Annotated in this window: 20 protein-coding genes and 3 pseudogenes; 8 read left to right on the forward strand and 15 right to left on the reverse strand. The window is 64.4% G+C overall.

The annotated features are described in order from the left end of the window. Window positions 1–65: 65 nt before the first annotated feature. Both U9978_RS22080 and U9978_RS22085 read right to left on the reverse strand, forming a co-directional pair. Window positions 66–1,589 carry an ISL3 family transposase gene (locus U9978_RS22080; RefSeq protein WP_416211096.1) on the reverse strand — a complete coding sequence of 508 codons (1,524 nt, stop codon included), beginning with the start codon at window positions 1,587–1,589 and terminating at the stop codon, window positions 66–68. Window positions 1,590–1,674: 85 nt separating this feature from the next. Next, window positions 1,675–2,599 (reverse strand): annotated as a pseudogene (locus tag U9978_RS22085) (IS256 family transposase); the annotation flags it as partial. A 248-nt stretch (window positions 2,600–2,847) separates the two neighbouring features. Here U9978_RS22085 and U9978_RS22090 point away from each other — a divergent pair. Next, window positions 2,848–4,347: an ISKra4 family transposase gene (locus tag U9978_RS22090; protein ID WP_322763082.1), complete on the forward strand. Its 1,500-nt coding sequence runs from the start codon at window positions 2,848–2,850 to the stop codon at window positions 4,345–4,347. Window positions 4,348–4,394: 47 nt separating this feature from the next. Continuing rightward, window positions 4,395–4,622: pseudogene (locus U9978_RS22095) on the forward strand (IS701 family transposase); the annotation flags it as partial. Between the two features lie 106 nt (window positions 4,623–4,728). On the opposite strand, the gene U9978_RS22100 reads toward U9978_RS22095, so the two are convergent. Both U9978_RS22100 and U9978_RS22105 read right to left on the reverse strand, forming a co-directional pair. Continuing rightward, entirely contained in the window at window positions 4,729–5,391 is a 663-nt protein-coding gene (locus tag U9978_RS22100; RefSeq protein ID WP_322763066.1) for a hypothetical protein, read from the reverse strand. Further along, window positions 5,381–6,430, reverse strand: coding sequence for a polymorphic toxin-type HINT domain-containing protein (locus tag U9978_RS22105; RefSeq protein ID WP_322763067.1), 1,050 nt, complete (start codon window positions 6,428–6,430; stop codon window positions 5,381–5,383). The genes U9978_RS22100 and U9978_RS22105 overlap by 11 nt, the downstream gene beginning before the upstream one ends. A gap of 209 nt (window positions 6,431–6,639) precedes the next feature. Between U9978_RS22105 and U9978_RS22110 the strand changes: the two are divergent. Both U9978_RS22110 and U9978_RS22115 read left to right on the forward strand, forming a co-directional pair. Then, window positions 6,640–7,362 (forward strand): annotated as a pseudogene (locus U9978_RS22110) (reverse transcriptase domain-containing protein); the annotation flags it as partial. 18 nt (window positions 7,363–7,380) lie between these two features. Then, the gene (locus tag U9978_RS22115; protein ID WP_322763068.1) at window positions 7,381–7,503 is read left to right on the forward strand and encodes a hypothetical protein; all 123 of its coding nucleotides are present in this window, start codon (window positions 7,381–7,383) and stop codon (window positions 7,501–7,503) included. Here U9978_RS22115 and U9978_RS24210 read toward each other — a convergent pair. The 11 genes from U9978_RS24210 to U9978_RS22165 form a co-directional block, all read right to left on the reverse strand. Beyond that, window positions 7,461–7,844 carry a CPCC family cysteine-rich protein gene (locus U9978_RS24210; RefSeq protein ID WP_416211094.1) on the reverse strand — a complete coding sequence of 128 codons (384 nt, stop codon included), beginning with the start codon at window positions 7,842–7,844 and terminating at the stop codon, window positions 7,461–7,463. The two genes, U9978_RS22115 and U9978_RS24210, sit on opposite strands and share 43 nt — an antisense overlap. Then, complete coding sequence (locus U9978_RS22120; RefSeq protein ID WP_322763069.1) at window positions 7,841–8,332, reverse strand: polymorphic toxin-type HINT domain-containing protein; 492 nt, start codon at window positions 8,330–8,332, stop codon at window positions 7,841–7,843. The genes U9978_RS24210 and U9978_RS22120 overlap by 4 nt, the downstream gene beginning before the upstream one ends. Continuing rightward, window positions 8,295–8,612, reverse strand: a complete 318-nt coding sequence (locus tag U9978_RS22125) for a Hint domain-containing protein (protein WP_322763070.1) — start codon at window positions 8,610–8,612, stop codon at window positions 8,295–8,297. Before U9978_RS22125 ends, U9978_RS22120 begins: the two co-directional genes overlap by 38 nt. Before the next feature lie 70 nt (window positions 8,613–8,682). After that, window positions 8,683–8,808, reverse strand: coding sequence for a hypothetical protein (locus U9978_RS22130; protein ID WP_322763071.1), 126 nt, complete (start codon window positions 8,806–8,808; stop codon window positions 8,683–8,685). Window positions 8,809–9,225: 417 nt separating this feature from the next. Further along, a complete protein-coding gene (locus U9978_RS22135) occupies window positions 9,226–9,816 on the reverse strand; it encodes a hypothetical protein (RefSeq protein ID WP_322763072.1) in 591 nt (196 codons plus the stop codon). A gap of 344 nt (window positions 9,817–10,160) precedes the next feature. Continuing rightward, the gene (locus U9978_RS22140; protein ID WP_322763073.1) at window positions 10,161–10,577 is read right to left on the reverse strand and encodes a hypothetical protein; all 417 of its coding nucleotides are present in this window, start codon (window positions 10,575–10,577) and stop codon (window positions 10,161–10,163) included. Further along, the gene (locus U9978_RS22145) at window positions 10,574–10,870 is read right to left on the reverse strand and encodes a hypothetical protein (RefSeq protein WP_322763074.1); all 297 of its coding nucleotides are present in this window, start codon (window positions 10,868–10,870) and stop codon (window positions 10,574–10,576) included. The genes U9978_RS22140 and U9978_RS22145 overlap by 4 nt, the downstream gene beginning before the upstream one ends. Window positions 10,871–10,895: 25 nt before the next feature. Continuing rightward, window positions 10,896–11,300: an ankyrin repeat domain-containing protein gene (locus tag U9978_RS22150; protein ID WP_322763075.1), complete on the reverse strand. Its 405-nt coding sequence runs from the start codon at window positions 11,298–11,300 to the stop codon at window positions 10,896–10,898. A gap of 35 nt (window positions 11,301–11,335) precedes the next feature. After that, the gene (locus U9978_RS22155; protein WP_322763076.1) at window positions 11,336–12,130 is read right to left on the reverse strand and encodes a transposase; all 795 of its coding nucleotides are present in this window, start codon (window positions 12,128–12,130) and stop codon (window positions 11,336–11,338) included. Between the two features lie 76 nt (window positions 12,131–12,206). Continuing rightward, on the reverse strand, window positions 12,207–12,491 hold the full coding sequence (locus U9978_RS22160; protein ID WP_322763083.1) for a winged helix-turn-helix domain-containing protein: 285 nt from the start codon (window positions 12,489–12,491) through the stop codon (window positions 12,207–12,209). Window positions 12,492–12,527: 36 nt separating this feature from the next. Further along, entirely contained in the window at window positions 12,528–12,761 is a 234-nt protein-coding gene (locus tag U9978_RS22165) for a helix-turn-helix domain-containing protein (protein WP_322763077.1), read from the reverse strand. 379 nt (window positions 12,762–13,140) lie between these two features. Between U9978_RS22165 and U9978_RS22170 the strand changes: the two genes are divergently transcribed. From U9978_RS22170 to U9978_RS22185, 4 genes are all read left to right on the forward strand, one after another. Further along, complete coding sequence (locus U9978_RS22170) at window positions 13,141–13,425, forward strand: DUF1540 domain-containing protein (RefSeq protein WP_416211095.1); 285 nt, start codon at window positions 13,141–13,143, stop codon at window positions 13,423–13,425. Window positions 13,426–14,057: 632 nt separating this feature from the next. Then, on the forward strand, window positions 14,058–14,180 hold the full coding sequence (locus U9978_RS22175; protein WP_322763078.1) for a hypothetical protein: 123 nt from the start codon (window positions 14,058–14,060) through the stop codon (window positions 14,178–14,180). Between the two features lie 77 nt (window positions 14,181–14,257). After that, on the forward strand, window positions 14,258–15,478 hold the full coding sequence (locus U9978_RS22180; protein ID WP_416211097.1) for a JmjC domain-containing protein: 1,221 nt from the start codon (window positions 14,258–14,260) through the stop codon (window positions 15,476–15,478). Beyond that, window positions 15,412–16,287: an aldo/keto reductase gene (locus tag U9978_RS22185; RefSeq protein WP_322763080.1), complete on the forward strand. Its 876-nt coding sequence runs from the start codon at window positions 15,412–15,414 to the stop codon at window positions 16,285–16,287. The genes U9978_RS22180 and U9978_RS22185 overlap by 67 nt, the downstream gene beginning before the upstream one ends. The last annotated feature ends 3 nt before the right edge of the window (window positions 16,288–16,290 follow it).

A 16,290-nucleotide genomic window follows, 5' to 3' on the forward strand; every position in this document is an offset into this window, starting at 1 on the left:
CCCAACGGGTCTGTCAATCTAACGGCTCTGGCAAGATTCCGGTGGTGACAGGTGGTGACAGGTGTTCATGAGAGCAGGATGCGCTGGCGGAGCAAGGGAAAACCGGCACGACCGTACATCTGCCTCTTGATCAGTTTGACCGTGGTGATGACGCCTTCCGTGGGGCCGTTGCTGTAGGGCAGGGTCAGGCCGGCGACGACGGCGTCGTGGTCGGTGTCGAGGCCGTGGGCGAAGGCGTGCACGGCGGGCAGGTCGTCATCCCGGACGGTTGTGATCCACGCGTCGAGGTCCTCGCCGTGGTGCCCGGTGAGCAGGGCGGCGAACGCGCGTATCCGGGCGGCCAGGGCGGTCAGCTGCGGGCAGCTGGCGACCAGGTCGTCGAGGTGGCGCCGCCGATGATCGGGGAGCTGCTCGGGTCTGCTCATGAGCCAGCCGACCAGGCGACGCGGGGACGGCGGGGTCCGTACGGGGTCGGCGCGTCCCTGGTTGAGGTAACGCACCAGCAGGGTGGCGCTACCCGGATAACCCTGCTCACGGATCTCGGCCAGCAGCCGGGTGACCGCCACGGCGGGCTCGGCGGCGAGGCGGCGGCGCAGGTGCTCGCGGTAGGGATCGACCAGGGTGCGACGGTACTGCGGGGGACGCTGCAGGGCCTGGGCCGATGCGGCCCGGGCATAGTGTTTGACGGTGTTCAGCGCCCAGCCCAGGCGGCGGGTGCACTCCAGCAGTCCGACGCCCTCGTCGAGCAGGGTGTGGACGGCAGCGTGCCGGCTGCGGGTACGTTCCTCACGGGCAGTGATTGTGCGGGGCGGTCCGGTGTGCCAGCAGCGGCTGTGGGCGACCACGGTTTTCTCCACCGCTCGGGCGAGGTTGTGCCACAGATGCCAGCGGTCACTGACCTGCATCGCATCGGGGGCACCGTGGTGGATCGCCTCGGCATAGGCCGCCGACCCGTCGCGGCACACCACCTGCACCCCGGGATGCTCGCGCAGCCAGGCCGCCACCGTGGCCGCGTGCCGGTCGGGCAGCACCTCCACCCGCCGATGCGTGACGGCGTCGATCAGCACGGTCGCATGCCGGTGCCCACGCCGGAGCGCGAAGTCGTCCACGCTGAGCACCGTCGGGACCGGCCCGGTGGCGATCGGCAGCGCCATGAGCAGGCGCAGCACGGTCGTCGGTGAGACGGTCACGGCGAGCCGGCCCAGGAGTCCCGCTCCCGCGCGGCCGGCCAGTAGCACCCCCACCTGGGCGATCAGCGTACCCAGCGCCGGGGTGCGGCGGGCATAGCGTTGGGCCAGTCCGGGTACCTGTTCGCGGAAGGTCTGCCGCGGGCAGTCCAGGTTGTCGCAGACCAGTCGCCGCACGGTCAGCTCGATCACTATCGGCCTGCCCCCGACCGGTAGATCTGCCAGGCGGCGGCGCTGATAGCCGTGCACCCGGGCGGTCACGGTGCCGCAGCGCGGACAGGGCAGCGGCCCGGCCCGGGTCCGGGCAACGACCCGTACCACCGGCCCCTCATCGACGACCCGATCGATGAGCACCGCAGCGAACTGAGGAAAAACGACCTTCAGGAATTCGGCGTCACACAGCGCTAACAATACCTGCACGGCAACTGCCTGTCACCACCGGAATCTTGCCAGAGCCAATCTAACGGTGTAAGTAATCTTTCTGGGGTTACTTTCGGCCGACAGTCAGGCGGCCGTCAAAAGTCATATCGAATGCATTCAATGCGCTTTTCCATTTGTTCGACCAGCGTTGTCGGGCGGTGCCGGTGGGATCGAGGGCCATGGTGGCCAGGTAGAGACACTTCAGAGCGGCCTGCTCGCTGGGGAAGTGCCCGCGGGCGTTGACGGCCTTGCGGTAGCGGGCGTTCAAGCTCTCGATCGCGTTGGTCGTGCAGATCACGGTCCGGATCTCGCGGTCGAAGGCCAGGAACGGGACGAACTCCGCCCAGGCGTTCTCCCACAGTCGCACGATCGCCGGGTAACGGCGTCCGAGGTCAGACTCGGCGAACTCGAGGAACTGGTCGAGGGCCGCGGCCTCGGACGCGGCGTTGTAGACGGGCTTGAGCGCGGCCGCGACGGCGGCCCAGTCCTTCTTCGAGGCATATCGGAAACTATTTCGCAAAAGGTGCACAATGCAGGCCTGGACGATGGTTTGCGGCCAGACCTGCCCGACGGCGGCGGGAAGGTGCTTGAGCCCGTCGCAGACCAGGATGCAGACGTCGTGCACCCCCCGGTTTTTGATCTCGGTGAGGACCTTCAGCCAGTACTTGGCGCCTTCGCCGTCGCCGTGTTCCCCGGCCCGCCACCCCCGACATCGCTGCGCGATGCCGCGGGACCCCGGAGCCCAGGACCTCGCGGGTGCCCTCGCAGGTGACGGCGAGAGCGACGTAGATCGGGCGGTTCGCGACCTGCCCGTCACGGATCTTCACGTGGATCGCGTCGATGAAGACGACCGGGTAGACCGCGTCGAGCGGCCGGTTCTGCCACTCGGCCATCCGTTCAAGGACGGTATCGGTGATATCCGATATCTGCTGACGGGACAGTCGGGTGTCATAGACCTCGGCCAGGTGTGCCTGCACGTCCACCACAGCAAGTTCGCCGACCACTACACACCGACTTGATCATCTCACTTGGCGGGAACTGCACCCATCGGAATATTCCGATGGGTGCAGTTCCGCTGAGGTGAGATTGTTGATCTAACGATCTTCGGATGCTGTGACAGGGTTGATCAATAGGAGGGCTCCTTCTCGCTACGTTCCGTGGTGCCTAAGCCATGGACGCGCAACAAGAAGGAGCCCGGGTGTCAGGGTACGGGGAGCAGTCGGAAGGCGCGCACGCGAGGCTGTTCGCGGCGTCGCGGGAGCTGTACTTCGCGCTCGAGGCGGACCTGGTGAGCAGGGTCGCGGCAGGGTCGACGGCCGACGCTGTCGAGGACCTGATCGACGAGCGCGGCCGGGAAGTGCACCGGGCGTTGCTCCAGGCGTGCCTGGACACGTACGCCCAGCGGGAACGGCGGGCCGAGACGGCGCCGGTCGGCGCGGACGGCACCACGCGCACCCGGGCCGAGAAGGGCCACAGCCGCACGCTGGTCTCCCGGTTCGGGCCGGTCGTGGTCACCCGGCTGGCGTACCGGGCACCACGGCCGAAAACGCCGAACCTGCACCTGGCGGACCTGGAGTTGAACCTGCCTGCCGGGGCACACTCGCACACGCTGCGCCGCGACGTCGCCGTCGAGGCGACCCGCGGCTCGTTCGACGGCGCGGTCGACGCCGTCGAACGCTTCACCGGCCAGAAGGTCGGCAAGCGCCAGGCCGTCGAGCTGACCCGCTCCGCGGCCTGCGACGTCGAGGCGTTCTACGCCCGGGCGAAGCTCGAGGTCGCCGGCGCCGGCCGCGTCCTCGTCCTGCAGTTCGACGGGAAAGGCATCGTGATGCGCCCCGAGGGGCTGCGCCCGGCGACCGCGAAGGCCGCCCAGCAGAAGAAGAACCGGCTCGCGACCCGGCTCTCGCCCGGCGAGAAGAGTAACCGCAAGCGGATGGCGGAGATCGCGGTCGTGCACGACGCCGCGCCCGCTCCGCGCACCGTCGATGACGTCCTGCCCCTGCCCGGCCGCGCGAACGCCGAGGTCAGCGCCGCACCCGCGCGGGCGAAGGGGCTGAAGGCGACCGGGAAGTGGCTGACCGCCTCCGTCGTCGACGACATCGCCACCATCGTCGCGGCCGGCTTCGACGAGGCGCAGCGGCGCGACCCCCACCACCAGCGGACCTGGGTCGTGCTCGTCGACGGGAACAACACCCAGATCGAGGCGATCCAGACCGAGGCCGCCCGCCGCGGGGTCACCGTCCACGTCCTCGTGGACTTCGTCCACGTCACCGAGTACATCTGGACCGCGGCCTGGTCGTTCTTCGAGACCGGCGATCCCGACGCCGAGACGTGGGTCCGCACCCAGCTGCGTCAGATCCTGCGCGGCAAGGCATCCGCGGTCGCCGCCGGGATCCGTCGCCGCGCGACCTACAACCAGTACGACGCCGCCGAACGCAGAGGCGCTGACACCGCCGCCAACTACCTGACAGCCAAGGCCCCCTACCTCGACTACGGCACCGCGCTCGCCAACGGCTGGCCCATTGCGACCGGCGTCGTGGAAGGCACCTGCCGCCACCTCGTCAAAAACCGCATGAACATCACCGGCGCGCGATGGGGGCTCGAAGGCGCGGAATCGGTCCTCCTGCTCCGCGCCGTCGTCACCAACGGCGACTTCGACACCTACTGGGACTACCACCTCACCCAGGAACAGCACCGCAACCACCACAGCAAGTTCGCACTGCTCGACACAGCAGCATGATCACATAATGATCAAATCACTTGGAGAGAACTGCACCCTATTCCGATATTCCGATCGCCGATCCGCCCGCGCCGGCCAGGAACAAGATGATCCCATTTACCCTCAATGAGATCCGTCATATTATTGTCTAAGTCTGGCAGAAGGCCATCCCTTTCAGCGTCACTCGGCGCTGGTCGGACTGGCGTCGCCGCCACCAAGAGCGGGCGAGCTATTACCACTTTCGGCGGCGGATACGCGCCGCTCGAGCATCCGCCACGCCAGCCGCAGCCACATAGAGATCACTGTGGCTGTAGTACTAGCGATCATTACCCACTGCGACGAAACCGCAGAAGCGATCATCAGACATGGGACAGCGAACGCCCGACCACCCCAGCTGAACAGCTACACTCTCGGTTCCACACCGTCTATGAACTCACTCTTAGCAAATATCTCCGCGCCAACTGTCGAGTCATCGAATTGCCCAAAGCTACGAGCGAGGAATACCCACTCACCAAACTCTCCCGCCGCCGCCCTAATTAACATAGGAAGTCGGTAATCAGCAGACGAAAATGATGCCACCTTGGAATTCCCGATGGAATCTGCGATCACACCTTCTGTCGCCAGACAGATAGCATTCTTGCGCCGCGTTAACTCAAGCGCCACAGGAAGCTCATTAAGCGCGAAATGAATGCTTCCTCCAAAACCGAACGAACCGTCGTCGTAGTTGACCTCTACCTCACTGCGGGGCCCTTCGGGAAGTACGATTCCGGTCTTTTCAACTGCAGCCCACAGTCCGTCTCGCCTCGCAAGATAGGCACCGACCTTATTCCTTGGATCAACGGGATTACCCCATGCGGCAAGCCAGAAACTGTTGCCAGGGGACGTGCTGCTCGCAAGAGCTAACCTGAGCATTTCTGACGCCCGGGCGACTACGGGCTCGATACTCTCCATCGACCGACGCCTGAGTTGGACTGTAAGGACGTCGATGTCATTAGGTAGCTCGCGGCCATCAAAGATAGGCCAATCGCGTGCCCGCTCGCGACGGATGGTCTGACTAGTAGTCATAATGCCCTCCATCCTCTGTATTGAAATGTGGACCCCGGTTCTGCGATTGATTGTCGGGGAAGGAGTGACCTTCGGCGTCCTCACGAATCCTAACCGTCCGCGTCCCGCCGCCAGGCGCTGGAATATCGAATTCGTAGATGTATCCAGGCTGCGGATTACCACGCCTGTCGACGTTCGGAAGCACCCTTGCAGGACTCATACTTGTTGGAATCCCCGAATCGCGTTTCGCCTGATTAAATGCGCTCTTACGACCTGCTCCCGGAGGCGACAAGTTAGGCGGAGCACAACCGCCGTTTGTGTTGTGGACGAGGACGGGGGTGGTACCAGCCTCCACATAATACGTGTGGAGACCCTCCACCGTCAGATTGAAGACCCGCTGCACCCGGTGGAAGACCCGGGTACCCACCACCGGGACAAGCCCACCGTCCGGAGTACGCAGCACCTCACCCGGATGAAGATCGATCGCGGTGACCCAGTCATGCGCGGCCTGATCCCAGAACGGATGATGATCCGTAGCGGTGATCACCCGCTGCCCCTCATCGGTCCGGACGGTGACAGCAACCAGCGTCTTGTCACCCTCCCCCACGATCACATCCGTCACCGTGTGATCCTCGGTCCGACCGGTCGCCGGATCCGTCGCCCGCACCCCATCCCCCACCCGCACATCCCGAATCGCCTTCCGGGAACCGTCAGCCATCAGGACCTCAGTCGCCCCGTCGAAACTGTTCAGCTCACACGACTTAGCGCTACTCCCCCGGGCCTCGCCCCGCATCTCAGCAAGATGAAGACCGGTCCGGACCGCCGCAGCACCGGCAAGACCAGCCCCGAAAGTAATCAGAGAAGTACCAACTGCAACCATTGGTATCGCCACCGGCGCACCAACACCCGTCGGAACCAGCAACGCACCACCGGCATCCATACCGGCACCCACCACCATCGACACAACGCCCAACGCCATGAACGCGGTATCACCGGCAAGCCTGCCAACATCGCTGGGATTCTGCAGTAGATAGCCCGCCACATTCGCGGCCGCACCCACAGCCCGCACCGTCCCATGCACGAGCCCACCAATCGGACCATGCTCCCACCACGACCGGTCCTGCCCGGAGGGCACCGGACCGGACCCCGCACACTCCACCGAACACGGCTGCGCCGTAAACCCCGCACCAACCGCAACCCCCGGCCCCGCAAACACCCCCTGCCGACCCGAAATCGGCGCCCCACCCACTCGACACCCGTAGGGCCACCCAGCGCTGCTCATTAGGGGCTTCGGCGTCGCCGTTGCTCGCGAACGTGTACCTGCACTACGTCTTCGACCTGTGGGTGCAATGGTGGAGAAGTCGCTTCGCGCACGGCGACGTGATCGTTGTGCGTTTTGCAGACGACATTATCACCGGCTTCGAGTACGAGCAGGACGCGCGGCGGTTCCTTGCCGACCTTCGTGAGAGATTCGCGAAGTTCGGTCTGGAGCTGCACCCCGACAAGACCCGGCTGATCGAGTTCGGGCGGCACGCCGCCCGGCGCCGGTTAGAACGCGGAGGGGGCAAACCCGAGACGTTCCGCTTCCTGGGCTTCACGCACATGTGCGCGGTGTCCAAACGGGGCAGATTCTGGGTAAAGCGGGTCACGGACAAGAAGCGGATGGCGGTAAAGCTGCGCGAGCTCAAGAAAGAGATCAAGCGGCGCCGTCACCTACCCGTCCCCGAACAGGGGCGCTGGCTGGGCAGCGTAGTGAACGGACACCTCAACTACTACGCCGTCCCTGGCAACATAGACGCAGTGGCAGCCTTCCGCACCCAGGTAACGCGGCACTGGTTCAAGGCGCTACGGCGCCGCAGCCAGCGCAAGCGCCTGAACTGGGTGCGGATGAGCCGCCTCGCGACACGATGGCTACCGCCCGCCCGATCCCGGCATCCCTACCCCGCCGAACGGTTCAACGCCACTACCCGAGGCAGGAGCCCAGTGCGGTAGTCCCGCACGCTGGGATCTGTGCGGGGGGCCGCCCGCAAGGGCGGTCCCTACCGCGACCCCACGATCTGCCTTCAGGAGAACTACACCCATCGTAATTCCTACCTTTTCGAGCGTCTCCAGAATGTTGGTAGCCACCAGTAAAGAACCGACCTATCATCCGGCCAGGGTTCTTCCTGAACGAACACCTCTTCAAAGTTATCGATCGTCAAGTCAATTATTCGAAATCCCTCAGCTATCGGCTCATCATCCAATGGATCGCGTGTAAGTTCCAGTCGCTGGATCAGTTTTGCGCCGATCTTCTGGAAATTTCGTTGTGCTTCGATCAGAGAGATCTTATTGGCACCAGGATCAAGGTGCGGCCAACGCAATTGCAGAAGATCGTCTTCCCAGAAACAGACCGGGCAAATCAGATATGATCCTGGACGATCCTCATGAACCATGCGACCGCAACAGGGGCACGGCGACCGAAGCGTAAAGATCATTTAGGAATCAGCACTCCCGGCTGCTTATTGAAGTAGCTCATGGGATCATCAGGTTTGAAGTAAGTGACGATTCCTCTATCACTGGCGACACCAAACTCGCCTGTCCTCGGATCCAGGTAGTATTTGGTTTTTCCATCCTGCTTGATGAGTACTCCAGGTCGACGTCCACCGCAGGTACACATAAGATCCTCCGCGGCATAACGATATTCAGCCTGCGACTTAAAGCCCATTTCTGAACCATGATCACCAAAATGCTGATCGAGGTTGGATTGGCTCGTCCACTTGTCACCGAAACAGTCATCAGCGTTGTGGACGAGGACGGGGGTCGTACCAGCCTCCACATAATACGTGTGGAGACCCTCCACCGTCAGATTGAAGACCCGCTGCACACGGTGGAACACCCGGGTACCCACCACCGGGACAAGCCCACCGTCCGGAGTACGCAGCACCTCACCCAGATGAAGATCGATCGCGGCGACCCAAGTCATGCGCGGCCTGGTCCCAGAACGGATGATGATCCGTAGCGGTGATCACCCGCTGCCCCTCATCGGTCCGGACGGTGACAGCAACCAGCGTCTTGTCCCCCTCCCCCACGATCACATCCGTCACCGTGTGATCCTCGGTCCGACCGGTCGCCGGATCCGTCGCCCGCACCCCATCCCCCACCCGCACATCCCGAATCGGCTTCCGGGAACCGTCAGCCATCAGGACCTCGGTCGCCCCGTCGAAACTGTTCAGCTCACACGACTTGGCGCTACTCTCCCGCACCTCATCCCGCACATCGGCATAACCCGCGACAGCAACACCCCACCCGCATCCATACCAACACCCAGCAGCGTCAGCCCGGCCCGGCAGACGCGGCGGTGACCACGTGCACGACCCGTGCCCCGTCCCCGTCGACCTCGACCCGCTCCAGCGCCAGCCCTTCCAATCCCAGCAGCAACGACGTATCGTCCGCAGCCAAGCTCGTAGTTCTCTTCTCAGATCATCGATGATTCGTACCAGAAGTGATCCGGAAGGTTGCGGACCTTTTCTGTTCCAACACGCCAGCCCGCCACGACAAGCCGACAAACTTCGGTCGCGTACGGCTATCTCCACGTCAACGACAGCGGGCCATCCCATCCAACCCACGAATCCCGGCACCAAGAACCACCGGAGCAGACGTCTCGGACATGGCCCGTTGATACAACCGTGGAGAATCAACCTGGCCGGCGGGCCGATCCCCGGCTGGGACGCGCGGACGGCGGACAGCCATCGACCGCCGCTATCAAATCACACAGCGTTAGATTAACTGATCTTGTTGGCGAGCTACCCGGCAAAGTTCGAAGACCCGGAAAGCACGCCGTCGCCTTCTGCGACGCCGTCGCTGCCGCCGCGAAGCTCAAAAAGAGGTCAACCATGGATCGTAGTGGTGGCGTACCGGAGCGGCGGTCAGTCGCTGCGCCGCGGTAACGACGTCGTCGAGGGGCAGCGTCAAGTCCGCGACACGAAGATAAACGGGACTCCCGAAATGCTTGATCCCTTCCCGTGCGAACTGACGCCGCAGACCGCGGAGTCCTGCCATTGCGCGGTCCGCGTCCACCGGAATGAACACGATCATATCGTGAATACGGCCCTTCCGGACTATGCGTGCGATCCGGATCTCGGCAACGTCGGACCATGCCAGATACACTCGAGCCGAGTGCAAAGTCACCCGTTCGACATCGAAGGTGAGCAGAGGGAAACCGCGGAATGCCCGCCAGGCGGCCCGTAGGCAGAGAAATTCTATCAGGGCGGTTGCAGACACGTTGAGAAGGAACAGTACTACAAACAAAGGTTGGTAAAAATCGGTCATCACAAAAAAGCCGAAGGCCGCAGTCACGGCCAGTAACATCATGCAGAAAATGGCGGTCTGCTTGAAGGTCTCAGCCTTGTAGCCGATGGTGAGGACAGCAGGCTGCACACTACCGTCGTTCTTCGGTGTATCCGTCACGCCAGCCTCTTCTCGGAAACGATCATTCTGTCAGAGCATCGCTACAACCGCTTGAACCCGCCCTTGGATCAAACTTGCTTCCAGTGGATGTCCAGTCTCCCACCTGCGAAATTTTCGTCCCTGTCGACCGCCCGCAAATGAGGCATCGACCTGATGACCGTACTCTCGGACCTGTTCACCACCAGAGCGTGGCTGCCACCTGCTCTCGAACCCTGCCGATAAGCCGGATCGGCGTCTCACCACGTCGCCATCACAGCGCGGACGACGGCTTCCACGTCCTGCTCGCGCAGCATCGCAGCCATCGCGCATGCCAGCGCCCCGGCCGCCTGCCCGAAGACCACCTCCTAGGACTCGATCTCGTCGAATCCGGCCCGATCCACCCGCAGCGCGCCGGCCGGCCAAGACGTCGCGTCGGCCAGCAGAACGTCGAGGACCGCCGAGGCGAACTCCTCGGGAAGCCCGACGGTGAACGGCCGTGACCACAAGCGACTCGGGCACGCGGCCGACGCGCCACCGGGGGCGTAGTCGACCTCGAAGACAGTGTCCGTATTCGGGACGGGCAGGAACCGTGCCCCCAGCAAGGCTCGCGGCGCAAGACCCCCGAAACGGCGCTGGACCTCGACCAACACCCGCACCGGTCGGCCAGAGCCTTCCAGCGCAGCCCGCCGGGCACGCAACCGCCCCGCCTCGACGAAACGCGCCCGCTCTTCGTCCTCATCGACCGCGACCAGGCCGTGCCGTTCGACATCGATAGTGATCATCGTGGACCCAATCCGTTCATGTTGCGCCACCACGGACCGAACTCTGGGAACTGATCGATCACATCAGGATCGTAGTTCCGGCCCGGCGGATGCATCGTCAATGCCCGATCATGCGCCTGCTCATACGGCATGCCCTGATCCATCAGATCGGCCTCAGTCAACTCGTGCCGCATGAAGGTGGCCTGGCCCTCGCTCAGCGGCTGCCCGTTCTCGATGGCCTGCCCAATACGCTGAAGCATCACGTCGTTGGCGGCGAAGGGATCCAACCCCGGACGCGTCAAATCCTGCGTCACTCGAGCGACGTCGCCTGCTGAATAGCTACCAAGAAGACTCTTCCGGAAGGTCTTCGAAAAACTGCGCAACAGGATAGTTTGCGATCAGCCGGGCAAGGCCCACGGGTGTTTGTCCGTAGTTGTTAGCACGCCATGGGTCAGCGCCACGCTCCCGTAGCAGGGAAATAAGTTCACCTCGACCACGGGAGTTGAAGGACGCCTTTGACAGAGGCGTGTTACCGAATTTGTCCACGCTGTCAATCGTCGCCCCAGCATCCAAGAGCGCCCGTGCTGCCGCAACAGAATAATCCTGAGCTGCAAAATGCAACGGGGTAAATCCCTCGATATCCGCAGCATTTTGATCGTACCCCTCTGCGAGGAGCTCCACAACCCGCTCAACATCGTTATATATTGCTGCGTAATGCAAGGGTGTACGCTTCATTCGGTCCATTTTCTCACCTCGGATCCTCATCTCGACTTTCGCTGTTACGCTGCGTTGAGCTCCCACGCCAGACGGATGGTGTGGATGTCCTCGGGGGTCGGCTGGTCGGGGTGAGTGACCTGATATTTGGTGGCGATCAGTACCCGGCGCAGCTTGCCGATCATGTCGGCGGTGGAGGGGTTGGCCTTGGTGGTGTACCAGGGGGCCCGGTCGCGGTGATCGGCGACGTCGGTGGGGGTGTGACCGACGGTGGCGTACCACAGCATGGTGAGGGTCTGGCAAGTCAGGCCGAACGGGACGGTGCGCTCGACGGCGTGAGCGAGCCGGTTGCGGGCCTGTCCCACCCCGATGAGCTGCTTCGCATCTTCGATCATGACTTCGATCGACCAGCGAGCGGCATACCGGTGAATGATCTGGGTCGGTCGGGTGAGGGTGTCGGTGGTGACCAGGGCGGTGTCATACCCGCCGCGGGTGTGGGTGGTGGTCTCGCGCAGCAGGATGACGGTGACCGGTTGCGGGCCGAACGTGCCGTACCACAGGCAGCGCACGGTGGCGATGTCCACGGTGGTGGTCTTCCCGTACCGGCGCACCGGCAGCGGGGTGAACGACACCTGTGCGGCGAGCGCGGTCAGGCTCGGCAGCCGCTGCCCTGTGGACCGGGGCCGGCCACGGCGGCCGGTGCGCGGTGGGGCCAGGTCGTACAGGGCGGCATCCACCCGCAGCCGGGTCGTCCAGGTCACCTGGGCGGGTAGGGCACGGAGCTCCTTACCGGCGTAGGCGGCGTCGGCGACCACATACGGGCTGCGGTCGGGGAGCGCTGTGGCGAGCGTGGTGACCATCTGGCGGGCCAGTCGCAGCCGGGATGGGAGACATGCTGTTCTTCCGGACGAGGCGGGCCACGCCGGCCCCAGCTGGTCACCCGCGGCGGTCGCAGGGACTGCCCGGCCTCGTCTTCGAAGACAAGCCAGGCCCCGGTGACCGCGGCGATCTTTTTACCCGCGGCCACACCTCCCGCCGCCACACCGCTACCTCCCCGTCGTCGCGTTCCACCGCCCGCCGGGCCGGCAGCTGACACGACCAGCCCCGCCGCCGCAGCAACCCCCACACCCCCGGAACCATGTAGACCACCCCGAACAGCCGCACGATCAGCTCCCGGACCCGGGCCAACGTCCAACGCTGATCCACCCAGCCGTGCGCCACCGCCCCCCGCTCCAACTCCGCATCCAGCCGGTCCAGCTACTCCTCGTCGAGCCGGCACCGCGACGCCGGCCCAGCCGGACACAATGCCTGCGCCCCGCCGGCCTGCCACACCCGATGCCACCGCTGCACCGACCGTTGGCTGACCCGCAGCCCCGCGGCGACCTGCCCGACCGACTCACCCCGAGCGAACCGCTCGGCCGCGGCCATCCGGACCTGTTCCCGACGATCCCGTTCCCCGGCGGTCAACCCGCCACCCGTCGCATACCTCATACCAGCCGGCTACCCGAACCCCCCACCGCCCACCCAACGATCATCACACAGCAAACAATCATCAACGCGCCTACGACTTCGCGGATTAAATCTCAGTAGCGGCATAAGGTGTGCTTACCTAACTTCGACCGCCCCTATGGTCGGGCACTCGAAGGCGACGCGGGAAGCGGGGGGACGCCCGAACCGAGGCGTCAGAAACGCGCGAAATCATCGATTCTGGGGAATTTATGGAGCAGCGCAAACGATGAAAACGGCGCATCGGATGATTTCTTCCACCGACCTCCGGCTCGCCTTGACGCCCTGATGGCAGTTCGCTAAAAAGTGCTTGGAAGATGCGCAAAAATGATCACAGTGGAGTTCCGGAAAATCGGAGGACACCATGGAGATGCCAGCCGTTACGGAGTGTGCGGTCGAGCCCTGCGCCTACAATCGTGGTCGCGGCTGTCATGCATTGGCTATCACTGTCGGAGATGTCAGGCACGCTCATTGCGATACGTTCTTCATCGCCCCGTCCAAGGGCGGAAACCCGTCATCGTCCGGCCGTGTCGGCGCCTGCAAGATGTCCGAGTGTACGCACAACATGGATTTCGAATGTCAGGCTCCCAGCATCACAGTCGGCTTCCAGCAGAATGGCGTGGACTGCCTCACCTATCAGCCGCGTTAGAGCGCCCGGCAGTAGGGGCGTGGATGAAGGAGCGGGGCTGGGGTGCGTGCATCGCGAGGCACGAGGAGGGAGGCACCGGAGGTTGTGGGTGTCGACCGACGACAACGTGGCGAGGTGCGTGCCGCGGCCCCGCGACGCCGCGTCCCTATTGCCGGTCGCTCTTAGTGCTGGATTCCACAAACGCCGTACACAAATCGGCGGCGGAGTCGCCGTGTTACCGGAGTGGGGTGGGGCGGCCCCGGATCCAGAGGTTTCGCGCGGGCGGCGGCCTCGGCAATCGGTCGTGATCTTCGCGACGGCCCGGTGTCACGCTGGAGCGCGGTCACGAACACGTCGATGCCCTGGCAGTTCTCGATCGCCAGCTCGCCCGGCCGCCGGCCGGATCTGTACTCGACCGGCGGCCCCGACCGCAACCACGACTCTGGGCCGGCGAACGCGCTGTGCCGGATTCATGCAAACGGCTTGCGAAACTCCGGATGTGCCCGTATGGTTACGTCTGGCACCTTCGCGTGAACCGCATTCGAGCGGTGAATGGTGTTGACTTCGACCGCTGAATGGTGCTGGCAGCGGTGAATGGTGCTGACGTAGTGGTGGTTGTTGGAAGAAGCCGTTCAGATCTCGAGGAGGAGCGCGTGGACGCAGACGACGAGCTTATCGTGGCGGTGGAGACCTTGGCTGGCGTTCAGGACCGTTTTGACACCGAACATTCGGACAGTGACGGTTCGGACGGCCTCAACTACCCTGAAGGCCAGTGACGGACCGGTCCGGAAAAATGGGTGCACCCGACCCGCCGATCGCCCCAGGACCGAACACGGGCCTGGCCAGACTGTCGATGGAACATCCGCTGGTTCGTGCCATCGAGGCGGCGCTCGGCTGGTCGGGCGCATCTTCTCTGGGGAATGCCTTCACCCGCGGTCACTTCGCTGACAAGACGTTGTGCCAGCGACTGCTCACGCCGTCCCGGCTGCTTGATCTGGTGATGCGGCGTAACCTTGAGCCCCCGCAACTCAGGTGCTTTCAGGGTGGCGTGGAGATGAACCCGGGCGATTATCTCACCACCCGATTCGGTCGGCGAGGGCAGCGGACCCGTCTTGCCGACATGAACCGGCTGGCCGATCTTCTCGATTCCGGGCTCACTCTGGTTCTCGATGGACTTGACATGTTCGACGCCACGCTGGAGGTGGCCAGTCGGGCTCTGCAGTGGTGGTCCCGCGAGATGGTGCAGGTGAATGCGTACCTGACCACCCGGGCGACAGCGGGGTTCCCACTACACTGGGACGACCACGATGTCATCGTCGTCCAGCTCCTGGGCGAGAAGACATGGGATGTGCGGAGCTTCTCCCGCCCCGCTCCGATGTACCGGGACGCGGAACGCAACAGCACCGCCAGCGAGCAGCCGGTGTGGAAGGGTCTGCTGCGTGCTGGTGACGTCATGCACATTCCGCGGGGATACTGGCATCAGGCGACGCGTGTTGAGCACACCGGTGGCATGAGCCTCCATGTCACGTTCGGCTTCCCGAAACGGACCGGCGTCGATTGGCTCACCTGGCTTGCAGACCAGGCCCGCGAGGCCGAGGTTTTCCGGCGTGACCTGATCCGTAACGGTAGCGAACAGGAACGGGCCGCCCAGGAACGGGCGCTGGCGGACGCGGCGGTCGATCTGCTGCGGTCGTCACCGCCCGCCATGTTCCTCGCCGACCGCGAAGGGCGCCAGCCACCGAGGCGCCACACACCGGCCCTGCCCGCCGACTGCTGCGACGAGGGCGCCGAATCGGTCGTCTGTATCACGGAATTCGAGCCCGCATTCGTGGAAAGCGGCGAGGACGTGATCGTGGTCGGGGGCGGGAGGAGGCTGACTTTCAGGAAGAAAGCTCGCCCGGCTCTCGACCGGCTGCTCAGCGGTCTACCGGTCAACGTTGCCAAGTTGAGTGTGCAGACCGCGACGGACGTCCGCAGGCTCGCGGACCTGCTGGTCAGGGAGGGGATGTGCGTCGGTCTGACACCCGAGTTGTTCTCGGGCTACACCGCTCTCGTCATGACCGAGGACTGCTAGAGAGCGCCCTCGATCTCGGCATCCGGAATATCGACACGGCATTCAACTACGCGGGTTTCCGTTCGCATGCGATCCTGGCCCGTACGGCGGGCGACCTTCTTCCGCATTTCTCCGTGTCCACCAAGGTGGGTTTCTTTCCGGGTGCCGAGGGCCGCAGCGAGCACTCGCTGGAACCGGCTCGCCTCCGCGAAGCCCTTGAGACGACTGCGGCGACGCTCGGGCGGGTACCGGATGTCGTCCTGCTGCACAATCCCGAGCGTTCGCTGGGCGACCTCGAACCCGCTGCCGCCGCTGATCGTCTTGCCGCGGCCGCCGGCGTCCTGGCGGACGCGGCGCATGCCGATCTTTGCCGTTCATGGGGTATCTCCACCTGGAACCCCCAGCTGGTGCTTGCGGCGGTCACCGCCGTCGGGCCGTCCGGATTGGCCCGACCGTGCTGTCTCATGCACCGCGCCGGCATCCTGGTGCCCGCGAGAGTCCTGGACATCATTGATAATCTTGCTCGCGCTCTCGAGGTCACGACCGCGCGGCGGTGGGGTATGAGTCCGTTCGGGGGTGACACAGCCGACGGCATCTGGCGCACGGTGGCATTGCAGCCGCTGATGGCGGCCGATGAGGAGTGGTCCACCGTGGCGGCGGCATTCCGGCTTGCTTTTGCGCTGCCCCCGGTTGGTCGGGTCGCGGTGGGCACGAACCGTCCTGAACACCTCGGCGAGCTGGTGCGTGCGCTTGATCTGAGGGTCGACGACCGCAATGTCAGCCGATTCCGGGACATGCTCGCCCAGCGGCAGGCCCGCGCTGTGGGGTAGGGG

The organism is Protofrankia sp. Cr2 (assembly GCF_963555885.1).
GTDB lineage: Bacteria > Actinomycetota > Actinomycetes > Frankiales > Frankiaceae > Protofrankia.

Coding starts and splice junctions, on each gene's coding strand:
- U9978_RS22100 (WP_322763066.1), bottom strand. CDS start 5,391: ATGACTACTAGTCAGACCATCCGTCGCGAGCGGGCACGCGATTGGCCT.
- U9978_RS24210 (WP_416211094.1), bottom strand. CDS start 7,844: ATGATCTTTACGCTTCGGTCGCCGTGCCCCTGTTGCGGTCGCATGGTT.
- U9978_RS22120 (WP_322763069.1), bottom strand. CDS start 8,332: ATGACTTGGGTCGCCGCGATCGATCTTCATCTGGGTGAGGTGCTGCGT.
- U9978_RS22140 (WP_322763073.1), bottom strand. CDS start 10,577: ATGATCACTATCGATGTCGAACGGCACGGCCTGGTCGCGGTCGATGAG.
- U9978_RS22150 (WP_322763075.1), bottom strand. CDS start 11,300: ATGGACCGAATGAAGCGTACACCCTTGCATTACGCAGCAATATATAAC.
- U9978_RS22155 (WP_322763076.1), bottom strand. CDS start 12,130: ATGGTCACCACGCTCGCCACAGCGCTCCCCGACCGCAGCCCGTATGTG.
- U9978_RS22165 (WP_322763077.1), bottom strand. CDS start 12,761: ATGAGGTATGCGACGGGTGGCGGGTTGACCGCCGGGGAACGGGATCGT.
- U9978_RS22170 (WP_416211095.1), top strand. CDS start 13,141: ATGGAGATGCCAGCCGTTACGGAGTGTGCGGTCGAGCCCTGCGCCTAC.
- U9978_RS22180 (WP_416211097.1), top strand. CDS start 14,258: ATGGAACATCCGCTGGTTCGTGCCATCGAGGCGGCGCTCGGCTGGTCG.